Below are 20744 nucleotides of genomic sequence, written 5' to 3' on the forward strand. Positions count from 1 at the left end.
TATCGTGGATATTTGCGTCTTCCCTGTTAACCTTCAGCCTTCATATAGCGGTGGGCTTTACCCCTCAGCTGCGCCTTTTGATGTGCCGTTTCGAACGTGCATGCTCTTGGTCGGCCGGGGTCCCGGGTCATATAGCGGAACCGGAAAGGTACACTGCGGATTCAATCTGCAGGGTGCAAGCGGGGGAGATCTGAAAACGCCTGAAGGTCTGTGGAAGGATCCCTCTTGGTCGCCTCGAGCACCTCTAATAACGAAACCGCTAATACGGCAAGCACCGATGGTGCAACTCGCCGGCTCTCATTCGCAAAGATTCACGAACCGCTGGACGTTCCGAATCTTCTCGCACTGCAGACAGACAGCTTTGACTGGCTGGTCGGAAACGAACGCTGGCAGGCGCGGGTAGCGAAGGCTGTCGAGGAAGGCGACCTGAGCGTCGCCACCACCTCTGGACTTGCCGACATCTTCGAAGAGATCTCCCCCATCGAGGACTTCCAGGGCACTATGTCCCTGAGCTTCTCCGAGCCGGAGTTCGCTGATCCGAAGTACACCATGGCCGAATGCAAAGACCGTGACGCCACTTACTCGGCACCGCTGTATGTCAAGGCCGAGTTCATGAACAACAACACGGGTGAAATCAAGCAGCAGACCGTGTTCATGGGCGATTTCCCTCTCATGACGGAGAAGGGAACGTTTGTTGTCAACGGCACCGAGCGTGTCGTCGTCTCCCAGCTGGTTCGTTCGCCGGGCGCCTACTTTGAGCGCACCGCTGACAAGACCAGTGACAAGGACATCTTCACTGCAAAGATCATCCCGTCCCGCGGTGCATGGTTCGAGCTCGAAATCGACAAGCGCGACCAGGTCGGCGTACGCCTCGACCGCAAGCGCAAGCAGTCGGTCACCGTTCTGCTGAAGGCCCTTGGTTGGACCGAAGGCCAGATCCTGGAAGAGTTCGGCCAGTACGACTCCATGCGTGCAACGCTGGAGAAGGACGCCACCGAAACCCGCGAAGACGCTCTTCTGGACATCTACCGCAAGCTGCGTCCGGGCGAGCCGCCCACCGTCGAGGCTGCCCAGTCCCTGCTGGACAACCTGTACTTCAACGCCAAGCGCTACGATCTGGCCAAGGTTGGCCGTTACAAGATCAACCGCAAGCTCGGCATCGACCGCTCCCTTGGCGACAAGGAAGCTTCGGTCCTGCACGTTGAAGACATCGTCGCCATGATCAAGTTCCTCGTCGCGCTTCACGCCGGCGAGAAGACCCTCATGGGCAAGCGCGATGGCGAAGACCACGAGCTCCGCGTCGAGATCGATGACATCGACCACTTCGGTAACCGCCGCATCCGCGCCGTTGGCGAACTGATCGAAAACCAGGTCCGCACCGGCCTGTCCCGCATGGAGCGCGTCGTCCGCGAACGCATGACCACGCAGGACGTCGAAGCCATCACGCCGCAGACCCTGATCAACATCCGCCCTGTTGTGGCAGCAATCAAGGAGTTCTTCGGAACGTCCCAGCTGTCCCAGTTCATGGACCAGAACAACCCGTTGTCGGGTCTGACCCACAAGCGCCGCCTGTCGGCTCTTGGCCCGGGTGGTCTTTCCCGTGACCGCGCCGGCATGGAAGTTCGAGACGTTCACCCGTCCCACTACGGACGTATGTGCCCCATCGAAACTCCTGAAGGTCCGAACATTGGTCTGATCGGTTCGCTGGCTTCCTACGGCCGCATCAACCCGTTCGGTTTCATCGAGACTCCTTACCGCCTGGTTTCCGAGGGCGTCGTTTCCGATGAGGTCCAGTACCTCACTGCCGACGACGAAGCCGAGGTCCTGATTGCACAGGCCAACGCACCGCTGGATGCCGACAAGAAGTTCGCGGAAGAAACCGTGCTTGTCCGTGCCCGTGGTGGTGGAGGCGAGCCCGTCCTGGTTCCGGCTGGCGAAGTTCAGTTCATGGACGTCTCCCCGCGCCAGATGGTGTCCGTAGCTACTGCTCTGATTCCGTTCCTCGAGCATGACGATGCAAACCGCGCACTCATGGGTGCCAACATGCAGCGCCAGGCTGTGCCGCTGGTCCGTTCCGAGGCCCCGTTCGTGGGTACCGGTATGGAGCGCGCTGCTGCCGTCGACGCCGGTGACGTTGTCATCGCGAAGAAGGCCGGTGTCGTCAACGAAGTTTCCGCTGACCTCGTCACCATGCTTAACGACGACGGCACGGAAACCAGCTACCGCATCAACAAGTTCGCCCGTTCCAACCAGGGCAACTGCTACAACCACCGTGTCCTGGTCAACGAAGGCCAGCGCCTCGAGGTCGGCGGCATCATCGCTGACGGCCCAGCAACGGACCAGGGTGAACTCGCCCTCGGTAAGAACCTTCTCGTGGCATTCATGTCTTGGGAAGGCCACAACTTCGAGGACGCCATCATCCTGTCGCAGCGCATTGTCGCTGAGGACGTCCTTTCCTCCATCCACATCGAGGAGCACGAGATCGATGCCCGCGACACCAAGCTTGGTGCCGAGGAAATCACCCGTGACATCCCCAACGTGTCCGAGGAAGTCCTGGCAGGACTTGACGAGCGTGGCATCATCCACATCGGTGCCGAGGTTGAAGCCGGCGACATCCTGGTCGGTAAGGTCACCCCGAAGGGTGAAACCGAACTGACCCCGGAAGAGCGCCTGCTCCGCGCGATCTTCGGCGAGAAGTCCCGCGAAGTGCGTGACACCTCCCTGAAGGTTCCCCACGGCGAGTCCGGCACGGTTATCGGTGTGCGCGTCTTCGACCGCGACAACGACGACGAGCTGCCCCCGGGCGTCAACCAGCTCGTCCGCGTCTACGTTGCTGCCAAGCGTAAGATCACCGACGGCGACAAGCTCGCTGGCCGCCACGGTAACAAGGGCGTCATCTCCAAGATCCTCCCGATCGAAGACATGCCGTTCCTTGCTGACGGGACGCCGGTGGACATCGTCCTGAACCCCCTGGGTGTTCCGGGCCGTATGAACGTCGGCCAGGTGCTCGAAACGCACCTCGGTTGGGTTGCCAAGACCGGTTGGAAGATCGAAGGAGAGCCGGAGTGGGTCAAGAACCTTCCGAACCTGCCTCGTGAAACCGGCCAGACCACTGTCGCCACCCCGGTGTTCGACGGTGCACGCGAAGAGGAAATCACAGGTCTGCTGGATTCCACCAACGTGACCCGCGACGGCGACCGCCTGATCGACTCCTCCGGCAAGACCCGTTTGTTCGACGGCCGCTCCGGCGAGCCGTTCCCGGACCCGGTCTCCGTGGGCTACATGTACATCCTGAAGCTCCACCACTTGGTGGACGACAAGATCCACGCGCGCTCCACCGGCCCGTACTCCATGATCACGCAGCAGCCGTTGGGTGGTAAGGCACAGTTCGGTGGCCAGCGCTTCGGTGAAATGGAAGTGTGGGCGCTCGAAGCATACGGCGCTGCCTACACCCTCCAGGAACTGCTGACGATCAAGTCGGATGACATCCACGGTCGCGTGAAGGTTTACGAAGCCATCGTCAAGGGCGAGAACATCCCCGAGCCTGGCGTTCCGGAATCCTTCAAGGTCTTGATCAAGGAAATGCAGTCGCTGTGCCTGAACGTGGAAGTTCTTTCCACGGATGGTACGACGATCGAAATGCGTGACTCTGATGACGCAGTCTTTACGGCTGCGGAAGAACTGGGCATTGATCTGTCTCGCGCAGAGCCCAGCTCCGTAGAAGAGGTCTAACAGCCGCTTTTGGCTAGCGGTGCAAACCGTCAGCCAAGGCAGCTGCCTCTTTCCGTAAATCAAGACTTCAGAATTTAGAGAACAAGAGAGAACAGGGACCATATGTCCAGCGAATCCTCCTTCGGCCTCATGCAGATCGGCCTAGCCACCGCGGAAGACATCCGCGGTTGGTCGTACGGTGAGGTCAAGAAGCCGGAAACCATCAACTACCGCACGCTCAAGCCCGAGAAGGACGGCCTCTTCTGCGAGAAGATCTTCGGCCCGTCCCGGGACTGGGAATGCTACTGCGGCAAGTACAAGCGCGTGCGCTTCAAGGGCATCATCTGTGAGCGTTGTGGCGTTGAAGTCACACGCGCCAAGGTGCGCCGCGAACGCATGGGCCACATCGAACTGGCTGCTCCCGTCACGCACATCTGGTACTTCAAGGGCGTTCCCTCCCGTTTGGGCTACCTCCTTGACCTGGCACCGAAGGACCTTGAAAAGGTCATCTACTTCGCTGCCTACATGATCACCAGCGTGGACACCGAGAGCCGTCACGCGGAACTGCCGAACCTCCAGGTTGAGCACGACCTTGAGAAGAAGCAGCTCGTCGACAACCGCGACAGCGACATCGCCACGATTGCCCGCGACCTTGAGGACGAGCTTGCCCGCCTCGAGGGTGAAGGCGCCAAGGCTGCAGACAAGAAGAAGGCCCGCGACTCCGCGGACCGTCAGATGGCCAACGTCCGCAAGCGTGCGGACGCTGAGATCGAGCGCCTCGAGCAGGTCTGGGACCGCTTCAAGAACCTCAAGGTCGCAGACCTCGAAGGTGACGAAGGACTGTACCGCGAACTGCGCGACCGCTACGGCATGTACTTCGAAGGCTCCATGGGCGCCGAAGCCATCAAGAAGCGTCTTGAGAACTTCGACATGCAGGCAGAGTCCGAGTCCCTGCGCGACACCATCCAGAACGGCAAGGGCCAGCGCAAGACCCGTGCACTCAAGCGCCTGAAGGTTGTCAATGCGTTCCTGACCACCAACAACAGCCCGCTCGGCATGGTCCTGGACGCTGTCCCGGTGATCCCGCCGGAACTGCGCCCGATGGTCCAGCTGGACGGTGGCCGCTTCGCGACCTCCGACCTCAACGACCTCTACCGCCGCGTGATCAACCGCAACAACCGACTCAAGCGATTGCTTGACCTCGGTGCTCCGGAGATCATCGTCAACAACGAGAAGCGCATGCTTCAGGAAGCTGTTGACAGCCTCTTTGACAACGGCCGCCGTGGCCGTCCCGTCACGGGTCCGGGCAACCGTCCGCTGAAGTCCTTGAGCGACATGCTCAAGGGCAAGCAGGGTCGCTTCCGCCAGAACCTGCTCGGCAAGCGCGTCGACTACTCAGGCCGTTCGGTCATCGTCGTCGGCCCGCAGCTGAAGCTGCACCAGTGTGGTCTGCCCAAGCAGATGGCCCTGGAGCTCTTCAAGCCGTTCGTGATGAAGCGACTGGTTGACCTCAACCACGCGCAGAACATCAAGTCGGCAAAGCGCATGGTGGAGCGTTACCGCCCGCAGGTCTGGGACGTGCTGGAAGAGATCATCACCGAACACCCGGTGCTGCTCAACCGTGCACCTACCCTGCACCGCCTCGGCATCCAGGCATTCGAGCCGCAGCTTGTTGAAGGCAAGGCCATCCAGCTTCACCCGCTGGTTTGTGGTGCCTTCAACGCCGACTTCGACGGCGACCAGATGGCAGTCCACCTGCCGCTGAGCCCCGAAGCCCAGGCTGAAGCCCGCATCCTGATGCTCTCCTCGAACAACATCCTGAAGCCGTCTGATGGCCGTCCGGTGACCCTGCCTTCGCAGGACATGATCATCGGTCTGTACCACCTGACCACCAAGCGTGTTGGTTCCGCAGGCGAAGGCCGTATCTTCTCCTCGGTTGCGGAAGCCATCATGGCCTACGACGCCCGCGAGCTGCACCTGAACTCCCAGGTCAAGATCCGTCTTGAGGGCTTTGTTCCTTACGCCGGCTGGGAAGCTCCGGAAGGCTGGGAGCCGGGTCAGACCGCACTGGTCCAGACCTCCCTCGGCCAGGTTCTCTTCAACGAGACCCTGCCGGAGGACTACCCGTGGGTCGAGGCTGTTGCTGACAAGGGCGAGCTTTCCCGGATCGTCAACGACCTCGCAGAGCGCTACCCGAAGGTTGTCACGGCTGCAACGCTGGACAACCTGAAGGACGCCGGTTTCTACTGGGCAACCCGCTCGGGCGTCACCGTGGCAATCTCCGACATCGAGGTGCCCACCTCCAAGCCGGCCATCCTGGCCGGTTACGAGACCATGGCTGCCAAGATCCAGGCCCAGTACGACAAGGGCCTGATCGACGACGACGAGCGTCGCCAGGAACTGATCGAGATCTGGAACAAGGCCACCAACGAAATCGCCCAGGCGATGCGTGACAGCCTGTCCCCGATGAACACCATCAACCGCATGGTGTCCTCCGGTGCACGTGGTAACTGGATGCAGGTCCGCCAGATCGCGGGTATCCGTGGTCTTGTGGCCAACCCGAAGGGTGAGATCATCCCGCGTCCGATCAAGTCCTCGTACCGCGAGGGCCTGTCGGTGCTGGAGTACTTCATCGCCACGCACGGTGCCCGTAAGGGTCTGGCCGACACCGCCCTGCGTACCGCCAACTCGGGTTACTTGACCCGTCGTCTGGTGGACGTTTCGCAGGACGTCATCGTCCGTGAAGAGGACTGTGGCACCGAGCGTGGTCTCATGACCGCAATCGCCGTGCCGGACTCGAACGGTGAGCTGGTCCTTGACGAGAACGTTGAGAACAGCGCCTACGCACGTACCCTCGCCGTCGACGTCGTCGACTCCAAGGGCGCGGTGCTGGCGGCTGCCGGCACCGACTGCGGCGACGTCGTCATTGCCGAGCTGCTCGCAGCCGGCATCACCGAGGTCAAGGTCCGGTCCGTGCTCACGTGTGAGTCCAAGGTCGGTACCTGTGCGCTCTGCTACGGCCGTTCGCTGGCCACGGGCAAGACCGTGGACATCGGAGAGGCCGTCGGCATCATCGCCGCACAGTCCATCGGTGAACCCGGTACCCAGCTGACCATGCGTACGTTCCACACCGGTGGTGCTGTTTCCGCCAGCGGTGGCGACGACATCACCCAGGGTCTGCCCCGGATCCAGGAGCTCTTCGAAGCCCGTACTCCGAAGGGTGTCGCACCGATTGCTGAAGCAGCCGGCCGCATCGCCATCGAAGAGTCCGAGCGCCAGATGCGCCTCGTCATCACCCCGGACGATGGTTCCGAGGAGATCGCCTACCCGGTGCTGCGCCGTTCCCGCCTCCTCATCGAGGATGGCGAGCACGTCAGCGTCGGCCAGAAGCTGATCAACGGTCCTGTGGACCCGAAGCAGGTTCTGCGCATCATGGGTCCGCGTGCGGCCCAGAAGTTCCTGGTGGACGAGGTCCAGGGCGTTTACCGCAGCCAGGGCATTGGCATCCACGACAAGCACGTGGAAGTCATCGTCCGTCAGATGCTGCGCCGCGTGACCGTCATCGAATCCGGCGACTCCGATCTGCTTCCGGGCGAGCTCGCTGAGCGCAGCCGCTTCGAGGACGAGAACCGTCGCGTGGTGTCCGAGGGCCGTACCCCGGCTTCCGGTCGTCCGGAACTCATGGGTATCACCAAGGCATCTCTGGCAACCGAGTCCTGGCTGTCGGCCGCTTCCTTCCAGGAGACCACCCGCGTTCTGACGCAGGCGGCCATGGAAGGCAAGAGCGACCCGCTGCTTGGCCTCAAGGAGAACGTCATCATCGGTAAGCTCATCCCGGCCGGTACGGGCTTGCCCCGTTACACCGAGGTCACCGTGGAGCCGACTGAAGAAGCAAAGGCAAGCCTGTTCACAGGCCCCAGCGCCTTCACGGACTTCTCGTATGACGCGTTGGGCGGCGACGGAGCTCCCGAGTTCCACGCCATCCCGCTGGATGACTACGATCTCGGCAACGACTTCCGCTAAGAAGTCTGCAACGCAAAGGAAGGACCCCGTACTCAGCGAGTGCGGGGTCCTTCCCGTTAGGTGCCCGACGACGGCGGCGCGCACCCGCCGTCGTCCTCCGCCTTTACACCCGATTAAGGCCTCAGATCAAGCCATGCTAGAATTTTCGTAATTGTTCTGTGTGGCAGTGGATGAAGGCCGCCGCAGCATCATTTCGGTTTTGTTCTCATGATGCTTCGGTGGTGCCTGTTTCCGAGTTGCGGGCTACGTGCGCAACGAATGCCGCACTTTTGCACGCCCACCGGTCTTCCGGCCAGGGTCGCATGGACAACGCCAAAGCTCTCACGCAAACACAGGCTAATGCCTGGGCGCGGGGCAGAGATCAACCAACGGAGAACACGAGAGTGCCTACGATTAACCAGCTGGTCCGCAAGGGCCGCACGCCTAAGGTCAAGAAGACCAAGGCTCCCGCCCTTAACGGCAGCCCCATGCGCCGCGGTGTTTGCACCCGCGTCTACACCACCACTCCGAAGAAGCCGAACTCGGCTCTGCGTAAGGTTGCACGTGTGCGCCTCAACGGTGGCGTTGAAGTTACCGCCTACATCCCCGGTGTTGGCCACAACCTCCAGGAGCACTCCATCGTGCTCGTCCGTGGTGGTCGTGTGAAGGACCTCCCGGGTGTCCGTTACAAGATCGTCCGTGGTGCCCTCGATACCCAGGGTGTCAAGAACCGCAAGCAGGCCCGCAGCCGCTACGGCGCAAAGATGGAGAAGAAGTAATATGCCTCGCAAGGGTCCGGCCCCGAAGCGGCCGCTAGTTTCCGATCCCGTTTACGGTTCCCCGTTGGTCACCCAGCTGATCAACAAGGTTCTGATTGACGGCAAAAAGTCCACCGCAGAGCGCATCGTTTACGGCGCCCTCGAAGGTGCACGCGCCAAGTCCGGTGGCGACCCCGTTGCCGCCCTCAAGAAGGCCATGGACAACGTCAAGCCTTCCCTCGAGGTTCGCTCCCGCCGTGTCGGTGGCGCAACCTACCAGGTTCCCGTTGAGGTCAAGCCGGGCCGCTCCACTGCCCTCGCTCTCCGTTGGCTGGTTGGCTACTCCAAGGCCCGCCGCGAGAAGACGATGACCGAGCGCCTCCAGAACGAAATCCTGGATGCGTCCAACGGTCTCGGTGCCGCTGTGAAGCGTCGCGAAGACACCCACAAGATGGCCGAGTCGAACAAGGCCTTCGCACACTACCGCTGGTAAAACTTCCCGTACGCCGCCGGCTCCCTGAGCTGGCGGCGAACGTGTAGTCCATCCGAAAGGGAGACACCGTGGCACAGGACGTGCTTACCGACCTTAGCAAGGTCCGCAACATCGGCATCATGGCCCACATCGATGCCGGCAAGACCACCACCACCGAGCGCATTCTGTTCTACACAGGTGTGAACCACAAGATCGGCGAGACGCACGACGGCGCTTCGACGACCGACTGGATGGAACAGGAAAAGGAACGCGGCATCACCATCACGTCTGCCGCCGTGACTTGCTTCTGGGACAAGAACCAGATCAACATCATCGACACCCCGGGCCACGTGGACTTCACGGTTGAGGTCGAGCGCTCCTTGCGCGTCCTCGACGGCGCCGTTGCTGTCTTCGATGGCAAGGAAGGCGTTGAGCCGCAGTCCGAGACTGTTTGGCGCCAGGCCGACAAGTACAACGTGCCGCGTATCTGCTTCGTCAACAAGATGGACAAGCTCGGTGCCGACTTCTACTTCACCGTAGACACCATCATCAGCCGCCTCGGCGCCAAGCCGCTGGTTCTCCAGCTGCCGATCGGTGCAGAGAACGACTTCGTCGGCGTCGTGGATCTCCTTGAGATGCGCGCGCTGGTGTGGCCGGGCGATGCCAAGGGTGACGTCACCATGGGTGCCAAGTACGAGGTCCAGGAGATCCCCGCCGATCTCCAGGCCAAGGCCGAGGAATACCGCGCACAGCTCGTTGAGACTGTTGCCGAGGCTTCCGAAGAACTCATGGAAAAGTACCTCGACGGTGAAGAACTCACTGTCGAGGAGCTCAAGGCCGGCATCCGCAAGATGACCATCAACTCTGAGCTCTACCCGGTTCTCTGTGGTTCTGCCTTCAAGAACCGTGGCGTACAGCCGATGCTGGATGCTGTTGTTGACTTCCTGCCGAACCCGCTCGACGTCCCGCCCATGATCGGTCACGACCCGCGCGACGAGGAGAAGGAACTCACCCGCAAGCCTTCTGCCGAGGAGCCGTTCTCGGCCCTCGCGTTCAAGATCGCCGCGCACCCGTTCTTCGGTCAGCTCACCTTCATCCGCGTGTACTCCGGTCATGTGGAAGCAGGCTCCCAGGTGGTCAACTCCACCAAGGGCAAGAAGGAGCGTATCGGCAAGCTGTTCCAGATGCACGCCAACAAGGAAATGCCTGTTGAGGGCGCTACCGCCGGCCACATCTATGCAGCTATCGGTCTGAAGGACACCACCACGGGCGACACCCTGTGCGACGCGAACAACCAGATCGTCCTCGAGTCCATGAGCTTCCCGGAGCCCGTGATCTCGGTTGCCATCGAGCCGAACACCAAGGGTGACCAGGAGAAGCTCTCCACGGCCATCCAGAAGCTCTCCGCTGAGGACCCGACCTTCCAGGTCTCCCTCAACGAGGACACCGGTCAGACCATCATCGCCGGCATGGGCGAACTCCACCTGGACATCCTGGTGGACCGCATGCGCCGCGAGTTCAAGGTCGAGGCAAACGTCGGCAAGCCGCAGGTTGCTTATCGCGAAACCATCAAGCGCGCTGTAGAGCGTCACGACTACACGCACAAGAAGCAGACCGGTGGTTCGGGTCAGTTCGCAAAGATCCAGATCGCTATCGAGCCGATGGACACCGCCGACGGCGAGCTCTACTCGTTCGAGAACAAGGTCACCGGTGGCCGCGTGCCCCGCGAGTACATCCCGTCCGTTGACGCGGGTATCCAGGATGCACTCAACGACGGCGTTCTGGCCGGCTACCCGGTTGTCGGCATCAAGGCCACGCTGATTGACGGCGCGTACCACGATGTTGACTCCTCGGAAATGGCGTTCAAGATCGCGGGCCGTATGGCTTTCAAGGAAGCTGCGCGAAAGGCGAACCCTGTTCTGCTCGAACCGCTGATGGATGTTGAGGTCCGCACCCCTGAGGAATACATGGGTGAAGTTATTGGTGACCTGAACTCCCGTCGTGGCCAGATGCAGTCCATGGAAGATGCCGCTGGCGTCAAGGTGATCCGTGCGCACGTTCCGCTGTCCGGCATGTTCGGCTACATCGGTGACCTGCGTTCGAAGACCCAGGGCCGCGCTGTGTACTCCATGACGTTCAACAGCTACGCAGAGGTCCCGAAGGCAGTTGCCGACGAGATCATCCAGAAGAACCGCGGCGAGTAATCACCGACGGAAAAACCAGGATGCTGGCCCGTTCCGGGAAAGCATTCAGTGCAGGTGGCCGGGCCGTGGCCCAGGCTCAGATCCGGCCCCTGCACGATCAGACTCCAGGCACCAGCATTGGTTCCTGAATCTGCAATTTCACCAAACCAAAGCCCCCAAGTAGACTTGCTGGAGTTTCTGCCGCGAAAAGCGCGGCCGAGAAGCAACTCACTTGAAATCGTTCTAGGAGGAACCTGTGGCAAAGGCAAAGTTCGAGCGGACTAAGCCGCACGTCAACATCGGCACCATTGGTCACGTTGACCACGGTAAGACGACGCTGACTGCCGCCATTTCCAAGGTGCTGTACGACAAGTACCCCACTCTCAACGAGCAGCGCGACTTCGCGTCGATTGACTCTGCTCCGGAAGAGCGCCAGCGTGGTATTACCATCAACATCTCCCACGTTGAGTACCAGACCGAGAAGCGCCACTACGCACACGTAGACGCTCCGGGTCACGCTGACTACATCAAGAACATGATCACCGGTGCTGCCCAGATGGACGGTGCGATCCTCGTGGTTGCCGCCACTGACGGCCCGATGGCTCAGACCCGCGAGCACGTTCTGCTCGCCCGCCAGGTTGGTGTTCCCTACCTGCTGGTCGCGCTGAACAAGTCGGACATGGTCGACGACGAAGAGCTTCTCGACCTCGTTGAAATGGAAGTTCGCGAGCTGCTCAGCGCTCAGGGCTTCGATGGCGACGAGGCTCCGGTTGTGCGTGTTTCCGGTCTCAAGGCACTCGAAGGCGACCCGATTTGGGTCAAGTCCGTCGAGGACCTCATGGAAGCTGTCGACAACTCGGTTCCGGACCCCGTCCGTGACCGCGACAAGCCGTTCCTGATGCCGATCGAAGACGTCTTCACGATCACCGGCCGTGGCACCGTTGTTACGGGTCGCGCCGAGCGAGGTACCCTCGCGATCAACTCTGAAGTTGAAATCGTTGGTATCCGTCCGGTCCAGAAGACCACCGTTACCGGTATCGAGATGTTCCACAAGCAGCTCGACGAGGCATGGGCCGGCGAGAACTGTGGCCTCCTGCTCCGCGGTCTGAAGCGCGACGACGTCGAGCGCGGCCAGGTTGTCGTCAAGCCGGGTTCCATCACCCCGCACACCGACTTCGAGGCCAACGTCTACATCCTGTCCAAGGACGAAGGCGGACGTCACAACCCGTTCTACTCGAACTACCGCCCGCAGTTCTACTTCCGTACCACGGACGTAACCGGCGTTATCACCCTGCCGGAAGGCACGGAAATGGTTATGCCTGGCGACAACACTGAGATGACCGTTGCGCTCATCCAGCCGATCGCTATGGAAGAGGGCCTCGGCTTCGCAATCCGTGAAGGTGGCCGCACCGTTGGTTCGGGACGTGTCACCAAGATCATCAAGTAGTTTCTACTTGTAGATCAGTGGAGGACCGGACGCCTGGCGACCGGTAGCAAAGCAAAGAAAAACCCCGTCACTATCGTGGCGGGGTTCTTCTTTGCTATCTTTTATCTATCGAATGGATAAATAGCGGACAGGAGAGCAGGAATGTCTGGCTTCTTTGGCACCATCCTCGTACTGCTTGTGGTCTTCGTCACCGCGTTGGTGGCCCACTCCTCAGGGAAATCGAAAGGGCGATCACTTGCCGAAAGGGCTGCCCAGCGGGTTGCTGACGATTCCGTCCTGCAGTATCGCTCAGGCTATCTGGCCGGCCACCTGGCAGGATGGCGCGACGCCGAGGCTCACCGCGCAGGCGCTCCCGCGAGGGAACGGGATTCCCGCCCGCCTGGCCCGGAGCGCAGTCAAACGTTCGCGCCTGCTCCCGTCCAGACGGCTCCGGTCCGAACCGTTCCAGTTAAGCCCTGGCCATTGCCCATCCAGTCGCAACCAGCCCGGATCCTGGCAGAGGCCGGGATCTCGCCAGAGGCGCTGCGAGAGGAGCAAACGGCCCGGAAACAGAAGCGGGATCGGCAGAACATCAACATCACGCTGTACGTGGCGAGCCTCCTGCTGGTCGCCGCTTCGGCACTGTTCATTGGCACGAGCCTCCCGTCAGTCCTCCGTTTTGCCGGTGTCTGGACCATCACGGTTACCTTCTATGCGGCGGGTTTCATCCTCCACGCGAGGGCACCCAGGCTGCGGCCCGCCGCGATCGCCTTCGCGGGAACGGGCCTTGCGTTGATCCCTGTGACGGGTCTGGCGATGTACAACTTTGCGTTGCACAACGGCCCGGCGGCCTGGCTGGTTACGTCCATCGTTGGGACCGTGGCCTATGTTGTCGCAGCGGTGCGACTAGACAATCGGGTTCTCGCCTTCCTGTCCTTGAGCTTTGTGGTCTCCGCGGCGTGGTCCGGCGTGTCTATGCTGGGCGGCGCCCTTGTCTGGTATTTCGCTTGCCTGATCGGGCTCGCCGTGTTCCTGGCCCAGACGGCCATGCGCCAACCGCATTGGCTTCCGCCGGTCTATGTCCGGCCTTTGATGTCCCTCCACCCTTATGTCGTGCCGTTCGTTGCACTTGCGGCCAGCTTCGTTCCCCAGCATTTGGGGAAGGGTGAATACGCCATCATCATGACGGTGTGTGGACTGTATTTCGCCGTGATGGCGTCCCTTCCGCAGGGCGTGTTCCGGCTCCCACAGTTCTATGCGGCGAGGCTCTCCTTTTCAGTGGCATTCCTCGTGCTCCTGTCCGACGCCGGGCTTGGGCTCCCGGAAGTACTGCTGGCCGCCGTCGTTCTTCTTGCGCTGCAGTCGCTGTGGTCGGCATTCGACAGCGGCAGGCTCGTTCGTTGGTTCCCGGGGCCGGGCACATCCCAGGCGATCCGGCGCTGCTGGATTGATGCCGTGGTGTGCTTTGGCCTTCAATTGGCGGCTGCCTTCATGGCGGCCTTCGCCATCCTGGTCCGGCATTCCGAGACGCCCGTGGGGATCCCGTTGTTCGCGACCCTCCTTTCCGGTGTGGTTCTGGCGTGGAAGCTGGGAGGCCAGGCCGAGTGGCTCCCTGTTGCCGCTCTTGTGGTTGCCGCACCGTTTGCCGATGAGCTGGGCGGTTGGCCGACGGCGGCGTTGTTGGCTATCGCCGGCGCGTTCTGGTTACTGCGGGCAGGGAGGCCAATGGAGCCCAGGCGTAGGGTGTTTATCTTGGCGGGACGCATTGCGCTCACTCTCAGCGTCCCGGCAGTAACAGCGGGGGTAGTGCCGGAGAATCCTGACCGCCCTGCCGCCGTCGTTCTGGCGTTCCTTGCCGCAGCGTCGTTCCAGTTGATGTTGGAAGCCGCACTGATCCGCTCGGGAGTCAGGACGTTCGCGCCGACCATCTGCCTCGCCGCCTTCGCTGGTTCCGGCATGGCAGCGATCCCATTGCTTCTTTTGCTCGAGCAAGCTCCCGGCCAACCCCTGACAGTATCGGCCGTCGCAATTCATGTCCTTGCTGTGGCGCTGCTCGGCTGGGCGCTGTTCCCGGACGCTGCAGGCGTCGGCCTGCGGCCCGGAAGGGTGGCTGAGTTGCTTGCCCCGGCAGCTCTTGCATGGGCGGGGGCGTTGTCCTTCGGGGCAGTCTCCCTGACGTTGGGAAACACGGTGTTGCTCGTTGGCGTGCTGTACTTCACCGTTCAGGCGCTCCGCCTTCCGCGCACCCTGCACCGCCGCGGCTATTGGTGGGCCGCCCGTGCGCTCGTCACCCTGCTCGCCGGCACAGGTTATCTACAGTTACTCCTGGACGGAGGCAGCCTGGTAGTGGCGGGGGAGAGGCTTCAGCTTGCCACCGTGGTCTTCCTGGCCTTGGCCCTCCAACTGATTCCGCCGCTTGCGGAGGCGTTGCGCGGCCCTGATCGGGGTCTCGCGATACTTGACGCCGCCGTGGTGCTGCCCTTCATGGCCGGCGCCGTCGCCGTCGTGAGCCTCTCGGGCACCTACTTCGACAGCGCCTTGGCTGGAAGTTGGCAGGCGGTGGCGATCTCAATCGTCATGGCGGCGTCGGCTGTGGCAGCCGGGTTCGTGCTTCGTGCGGAGGGCGCGTCCGCGGTCTTGGCGCCGGCGACGTTGGCGCTCTTGCTGTTGCTTCGCGGTGCGCACGTTCACGAGGTCGAGGCGTTGCTTGCCATCTTCGCCGTATTCAGCGCCGTCATGGTGGCCACGGCTCCCGGGCGCACGGCGAAGGGCACCTACTTCATCGCCGCCAGGATTCTCACGGCCGCCGTTGCTGCGGTTTTTGCCCATGACGTATCAACCTCAGCCACGGTGGTGTCGCTGACTTTCGCGGGCGTCCTGGTGCTGCAGCACATCATCCGTTGGCTCATGCGGAACCGATTGCAGCAGATTCCCTTCCAACAGGCAGCAGTGTGGGTGACGTTGAGCGCGCAGGCCGTGCTGCCGGCGACGTACCTTTCCTCTGTGGTTCAGCCGGAAGCGCACGACGGCGGCCGCTGGGTCCTGCTGCTTGAGCTGGCAGTGTTGTTGGTTTCCGCCGTCGTCGCGAATCGGATCTTCACCGCCCTGGGCGCCGTGTATTTCACCATTCCGGCGTCGATTGCGGCGCTGGTGGCAGCCGGACCCGAGGTGTCCTTCCCTTCCGGGACATGGCTCTCTGAACCCTTGCTCGTCGAGGCGGCGGTGCCCCTGGTGCTGCTCACAATGTCACTCGTGGTGACTGCCGTGAGGCTACTCGTCCAACCAGGAAGCGGCGTCCCTGAACGTTGGTTCTGGCTGGCGGCGGCGCTGGCTTTCGCCGCTGCCGGAGGGGCGCTGTCAGCCGACGTGTCGGACACCGCCACGGGCATGGCGGGACTGGTATTGGCCGTAGTGTGCTTCGTGGCCTCACACGTCGAGCGAATGCCGGGCTTCTATCCGCTTGCCTCCGCCGCGAGCCTCGTCGGTGCTACTGTCTTCGCCGCTTCGGTCTTGGATAAGGCTCCGATCCTTGGCCAGACCGGGGCTCAATGGGAGGATTTCCTGCCGTGGCTCCTGGGCTGCGCAGGATCGGCCGCTGTGCTCTACTCCGCCCGTTGGTCCCGGATCCCGGGCGTGGGGTCGCAGCCCGTGCGCAAGTTGTCGCTCGCGGTAGCGGCAGGAGGGGGATTTGCCCTCGCCGCAGCTGCAGGCCTATTGCACGATGACACCGCACTGGCAGGAACTTGCCTGCTCGGGGCTGCCCTGGCCGTGGCCTTCCTCGAGGTACCTCGGGCAATCAGATTCGGTGTCGCCGAGCTGGGTGCGGTGCTGGTACTTGCCGCCGCACAGCGGGCGGTCCTTTTCGTCCACGGAGCCAGGCCCGAGCTTTTTTGGGTGGTGCAGTGGTTCGCGGTCCTCGGTGCCGTTTTGGCAGGGCTGCGCTATTACGCGGGGAACAAGCTGGAGGGGCGTATCAGGTTGGGCCTAGCCTCAGGCTTGTTGTCTCTCGGGGGCCTCCTCTCGATAGTGCCAGGCAGCGCCTTTCCGGGCACTGTGCCACAGCAACTATGGGTCCTCGTCGGATATGCGGTGCTACTGCTTGCCGCACTGGTCCTCGTCGAGCGCATGTTTGTGTGGTGGGGTGCCGCGGGCGTTGCCCTCAGTGTTATGTGGGCCCTTCGTTCCTATGCCTTCGCGATGCTCGCCGTGATCGCCCTGGCATTGATCGTCCTTGCCGTCTGGCGCCTCAACAGGACCGCGCCCTGATAGCGTTGCCTCAAAGGAGGAATGCAGAATGGAATGGATCATTTTTCTGGTTGTGGTGGTTGTGGTGGTAGCTGGCGTGATGTGGGGAAGGAAATACTTCCGCCGCGAGATCGAGCGCGCCAAGCGCATCAATCGGGCGAACAGGAAAGATTGATTTAGCACGGTCAGTCCACAAAGGGGCTCGAATCAGCCCCTGCGCGCCCTGCTCAAAGACTGGTACCAATAGAACGAGTCCTTGGGGGTTCTTTCGAGGGTGTCGAAGTCCACATGCACCAGTCCGAAGCGCTGTGAGTATCCGGCGGCCCATTCGAAGTTGTCCAGCAACGTCCACACGTAGTAGCCAAGAAGTTCGACGTCGTGGGCGATCCCGCCGGGGGCCGTGGCCCTCAGGGCCTGGCCAAGGTGCGAAGCAAGGTAGCTGATGCGGTCGGCGTCGTGCACTGGACCCCGGGTGTGGTCCGGTTCCGGGAAGCTCGCGCCGCTCTCCGTGATGAACAGGGGAGGCAGCGCTGCTCCGTAGCGGTCTTTCAGTTCCCGCAGTAGGATTCCGAGGTGTTCGGGAGCCACAGGCCAGCCAAATCCCGTGGTTTCGTATTCGGGGAAGGCCGCCAGATGGAACGGCAGCTTGGCCATCATCTCCGGGGTGTTCCAGTGTCCGCTTCCGTTGCCGCGGCCCGAAGCCACCTTGACGGGGTAGTAGTAGTTCAGGCCGTAGAAATCCAAAGGCTGGTGGATGGTCTTGAGATCCTCGTCCCGGACCTTGCCCAAGGCCCGGAACCAGGGCCTCACCTGTAGCGGCGGCTTCGGGTACCGCCCCAGGAGGATGGGATCGGCGTACACCCGGTTGAAGATGAGGTCGAAGGCCTTGGCCATGAGACCGTCTGCAAGCCGCTTGCTTGCCGGCCGGACCGGAGAGTGGACATTGGCTACGCCAACAGTTCCCGCCACGCCTGCAGCGCGCAGCGCCTGGACGGCCAGGCCGTGCCCCAACAACTGGTGGTGGGCAGCCGGCAACGCATCGAAAAGCAGCCGCCTGCCGGGAGCGTGGACACCCAGCGCATAACCTTGCAACGCGACCGAAACGGGTTCGTTCAGGGTGACCCATTGCGCCACGCGGTCACCGAAGCGGTGTGCGGCCGCGGCGGAGTATTCGGCGAACCGTTCCGCCGTCGCCCGGTTCAGCCAGCCGCCGTCGTGCTCCAACGGCAGGGGAGTATCCCAATGGAACAGGGTCACCATGGGCGAGACCCCGGCCTTCAGGAGTTTGTCGATCAGGCGGTCGTAGAAGTCCAGGCCCTGTTGGTTGATGGGTCCCTTGCCGCCGGGTTGGATCCGCGGCCAGGAGAGGGAGAACCGGTAGGAATCCACGCCCAGGTCCTGCATGAGGGCAATGTCCTCGTCCGTCCGGTTGTAGTGGTCGCAGGCGACTGCGGGGGAGTGGCCGTCGACGATCGCGCCTGGTTTCTCGGCAAAAGCGTCCCAGCTTGACGGTCCGCGTCCATCGGCCGTGAGCGAGCCCTCGATCTGGAAGGCCGCCGCAGCGACGCCCAAGGTGAAGTCCGGCCGGATGCGGCCTGCAAGATCCCCCACCGTGGCAGCATCTTGGACAGTCATGACCCCATCATCCCGAGCGCAGAAGCCGATGGCAATGGTCAGGGAGGTTCGATTGGCTTATGCCGGGGAATTCCGGCATACTAGGTGAGTTGTTCAAGCGCTTCTTCGTGTCCCGATCCGGATAATGCCGGGTGTCAGGGTCCAAGCTGAAGCCCAAACATAACCCAGATCTCCAAAGGAATGCGGACGAGTGTGCGTGGAAAATCGCGACACGCCCGACCGCGGGGGTCGGTTACACCGGCAAGTTGAGGAACCCGGATCCCTCCGGATTCAGCTTGTGCGGCGGGTGGTAGTACTACTTCAAATGCTTCGGCAGCCACATACAACACTTAAGTGAACAGGGCAGCCCTTATTCGAGGGAAGCACAGACTGAAAGAGAGTCAGGCGACATGGCGGGACAAAAAATCCGCATCCGGCTGAAGTCATATGACCACGAGGTCATTGATGTTTCAGCGCGGAAGATCGTTGAGACGGTCACGCGCGCAGGCGCAACGGTAGTGGGCCCCGTGCCGCTGCCCACGGAGAAGAACATCTACTGCGTGATCCGCTCTCCGCACAAGTACAAGGACAGCCGTGAGCACTTTGAAATGCGTACTCACAAGCGTCTGATCGACATCATCGACCCCACGCCCAAGGCTGTCGACTCGCTTATGCGTCTCGACCTGCCGGCCGACGTGAACATCGAAATCAAGCTGTAGGGAGGTGCTGAGAAAACTATGACCGCAACCCGTAACGTAAAGGGCCTGCTGGGCACGAAGCTCGGCATGACCCAGGTCTGGGACGAGAACAACAAGCTCATCCCGGTAACTGTCGTCCAGGCAGACTCCAACGTCATCACCCAGCTGCGCAACGCAGAGACCGATGGCTATGTCGCCGTTCAGATCGGCTACGGCCAGATCGATCCCCGCAAGGTCACCAAGCCGCTGGCTGGTCACTTTGAAAAGGCTGGCGTAACTCCTCGCCGCCACGTCGTCGAACTGCGCACTGCAGACGCCGCGTCTTACGAACTGGGCCAGGAGCTTTCTGTTGAGCTCTTCGAAGCCGGTCAGAAGATCGACGTCGTCGGCACCAGCAAGGGTAAAGGCTTCGCCGGTGTTATGAAGCGTCACGGCTTCCACGGTGTTGGAGCCTCCCACGGTGCGCACAAGAACCACCGCAAGCCCGGTTCCATCGGTGGCGCATCCACCCCGAGCCGCGTCTTCAAGGGTCTGAAAATGGCCGGCCGCATGGGCGCAGAACGTCACACTACGCTGAACCTCACGGTTCACGCTGTTGACGTTGAGAAGTCGCTGCTCCTTATCAAGGGTGCCGTCCCCGGTGCCCGCGGCCAGGTCGTCCTCGTACGCACCGCCGTGAAGGGAGCCTAGTTCAATGACTAGCACTGTCAAGGTAGACCTGCCTGCAGAGATCTTCGACGTCCAGACCAACGTGCCGCTGCTGCACCAGGTCGTCGTCGCACAGCTCGCTGCTGCTCGCCAGGGTACCCACAAGACCAAGACCCGCGCCGAAGTTTCCGGTGCTGGCCGCAAGCCGTTCAAGCAGAAGGGCACCGGCCGCGCCCGTCAGGGTTCCATCCGTGCTCCTCACATGACCGGTGGTGGCATTGTCCACGGCCCGACGCCGCGTGACTACAGCCAGCGCACCCCCAAGAAGATGAAGGCTGCCGCACTGCGTGGCGCCCTGTCTGACCGCGCCCGTAACGGTCGCATCCACGTCATTGCCGATCTGGTCGCGGGCACCAAGCCCTCCTCCAAGGAAGCACTGGCCGCGCTGAAGTCAGTCTCCGAGCGCAAGAACCTGCTCGTTGTTATCGAGCGCGCCAACGATGTTGCGGCACTGTCGGTGCGCAACCTCACAGATGTTCACGTTCTGTACGCAGACCAGCTGAACACCTACGACGTGCTGGTTGCCGACGACGTGGTCTTCACCAAGGCTGCTTTCGAGGCTTTCATCGCTGACAAGGCAAAGAACGAGGAGGATGCCAAGTGAGTGCAGCCACCATCAAAGACCCGCGCGACGTCGTCATTGCACCCGTCGTTTCGGAAAAGAGCTACGGCCTGATCGACGAGGGCAAGTACACCTTCCTGGTGGACCCCCGCTCGAACAAGACCGAGATCAAGCTGGCCGTGGAGAAGATTTTCTCCGTCAAGGTCGAATCGATCAACACCATCAACCGTGCCGGTAAGCGCAAGCGCACCAAATTCGGATGGGGTCAGCGCAAGAGCACCAAGCGTGCAATTGTCACCCTCAAAGAAGGCACTATCGACATCTTCGGCGGTCCGCTCGCGTAGCGGAGACCACTTTAACGAGGA

13 protein-coding genes are annotated in these 20744 nt (G+C 61.9%); 12 read left to right on the plus strand and 1 reads right to left on the minus strand.

The genetic code is table 11. The annotated features are described in order from the left end of the window. The first annotated feature begins 225 nt into the window (after positions 1-225). From rpoB to OOZ51_RS10025, 8 genes are all read left to right on the plus strand, one after another. Positions 226-3732 (plus strand): DNA-directed RNA polymerase subunit beta, encoded by a 3507-nt coding sequence (rpoB, locus tag OOZ51_RS09990; RefSeq protein ID WP_265979297.1) that lies wholly within the window; start codon positions 226-228, stop codon positions 3730-3732. 102 nt (positions 3733-3834) lie between these two features. Further along, complete coding sequence (locus OOZ51_RS09995) at positions 3835-7734, plus strand: DNA-directed RNA polymerase subunit beta' (protein WP_265979299.1); 3900 nt, start codon at positions 3835-3837, stop codon at positions 7732-7734. 383 nt (positions 7735-8117) lie between these two features. Continuing rightward, positions 8118-8492 carry a 30S ribosomal protein S12 gene (rpsL, locus tag OOZ51_RS10000; protein ID WP_011692814.1) on the plus strand — a complete coding sequence of 125 codons (375 nt, stop codon included), beginning with the start codon at positions 8118-8120 and terminating at the stop codon, positions 8490-8492. Between the two features lies 1 nt (position 8493). Then, the gene (gene rpsG / locus OOZ51_RS10005) at positions 8494-8964 is read left to right on the plus strand and encodes a 30S ribosomal protein S7 (protein WP_059387355.1); all 471 of its coding nucleotides are present in this window, start codon (positions 8494-8496) and stop codon (positions 8962-8964) included. 68 nt (positions 8965-9032) lie between these two features. Further along, positions 9033-11147, plus strand: coding sequence for an elongation factor G (fusA, locus tag OOZ51_RS10010; protein ID WP_265979306.1), 2115 nt, complete (start codon positions 9033-9035; stop codon positions 11145-11147). Between the two features lie 235 nt (positions 11148-11382). Next, positions 11383-12573 (plus strand): elongation factor Tu, encoded by a 1191-nt coding sequence (gene tuf / locus OOZ51_RS10015; protein ID WP_265979308.1) that lies wholly within the window; start codon positions 11383-11385, stop codon positions 12571-12573. Between the two features lie 141 nt (positions 12574-12714). Continuing rightward, entirely contained in the window at positions 12715-16818 is a 4104-nt protein-coding gene (locus OOZ51_RS10020; RefSeq protein ID WP_265979310.1) for a hypothetical protein, read from the plus strand. A gap of 28 nt (positions 16819-16846) precedes the next feature. Further along, a complete protein-coding gene (locus OOZ51_RS10025; RefSeq protein ID WP_265979311.1) occupies positions 16847-16972 on the plus strand; it encodes a hypothetical protein in 126 nt (41 codons plus the stop codon). Between the two features lie 32 nt (positions 16973-17004). On the opposite strand, the gene OOZ51_RS10030 is transcribed toward OOZ51_RS10025, so the two are convergent. Continuing rightward, the gene (locus OOZ51_RS10030; protein WP_265979312.1) at positions 17005-18432 is read right to left on the minus strand and encodes a GH1 family beta-glucosidase; all 1428 of its coding nucleotides are present in this window, start codon (positions 18430-18432) and stop codon (positions 17005-17007) included. A gap of 389 nt (positions 18433-18821) precedes the next feature. On the opposite strand from OOZ51_RS10030, the gene rpsJ reads away from it, so the two are divergent. From rpsJ to rplW, 4 genes are read left to right on the plus strand one after another with little or no spacing between them, the layout of a single operon-like run. After that, on the plus strand, positions 18822-19130 hold the full coding sequence (gene rpsJ, locus OOZ51_RS10035; RefSeq protein WP_038464699.1) for a 30S ribosomal protein S10: 309 nt from the start codon (positions 18822-18824) through the stop codon (positions 19128-19130). 18 nt (positions 19131-19148) lie between these two features. Then, the gene (gene rplC / locus OOZ51_RS10040; RefSeq protein WP_028265107.1) at positions 19149-19799 is read left to right on the plus strand and encodes a 50S ribosomal protein L3; all 651 of its coding nucleotides are present in this window, start codon (positions 19149-19151) and stop codon (positions 19797-19799) included. 4 nt (positions 19800-19803) lie between these two features. Then, positions 19804-20421, plus strand: coding sequence for a 50S ribosomal protein L4 (rplD, locus tag OOZ51_RS10045; protein WP_265979315.1), 618 nt, complete (start codon positions 19804-19806; stop codon positions 20419-20421). Next, positions 20418-20723 carry a 50S ribosomal protein L23 gene (gene rplW, locus OOZ51_RS10050; RefSeq protein WP_059387362.1) on the plus strand — a complete coding sequence of 102 codons (306 nt, stop codon included), beginning with the start codon at positions 20418-20420 and terminating at the stop codon, positions 20721-20723. Before rplD ends, rplW begins: the two co-directional genes overlap by 4 nt. Positions 20724-20744 lie beyond the last annotated feature (21 nt).

The sequence above is a fragment of the Arthrobacter rhizophilus genome, assembly GCF_026241105.1.
In the GTDB taxonomy this organism is placed as follows: Bacteria; Actinomycetota; Actinomycetes; order Actinomycetales; family Micrococcaceae; genus Arthrobacter.

Bases quoted from the DNA above. Each gene is read 5' to 3' on its own strand.
- OOZ51_RS10025 (WP_265979311.1), top strand. From the start codon at position 16,847: ATGGAATGGATCATTTTTCTGGTTGTGGTGGTTGTGGTGGTAGCTGGC.
- OOZ51_RS10030 (WP_265979312.1), bottom strand. From the start codon at position 18,432: ATGACTGTCCAAGATGCTGCCACGGTGGGGGATCTTGCAGGCCGCATC.
- OOZ51_RS09995 (WP_265979299.1), top strand. From the start codon at position 3,835: ATGTCCAGCGAATCCTCCTTCGGCCTCATGCAGATCGGCCTAGCCACC.
- OOZ51_RS10020 (WP_265979310.1), top strand. From the start codon at position 12,715: ATGTCTGGCTTCTTTGGCACCATCCTCGTACTGCTTGTGGTCTTCGTC.
- rplC (WP_028265107.1), top strand. From the start codon at position 19,149: ATGACCGCAACCCGTAACGTAAAGGGCCTGCTGGGCACGAAGCTCGGC.
- rplD (WP_265979315.1), top strand. From the start codon at position 19,804: ATGACTAGCACTGTCAAGGTAGACCTGCCTGCAGAGATCTTCGACGTC.
- rpsJ (WP_038464699.1), top strand. From the start codon at position 18,822: ATGGCGGGACAAAAAATCCGCATCCGGCTGAAGTCATATGACCACGAG.
- rpsG (WP_059387355.1), top strand. From the start codon at position 8,494: ATGCCTCGCAAGGGTCCGGCCCCGAAGCGGCCGCTAGTTTCCGATCCC.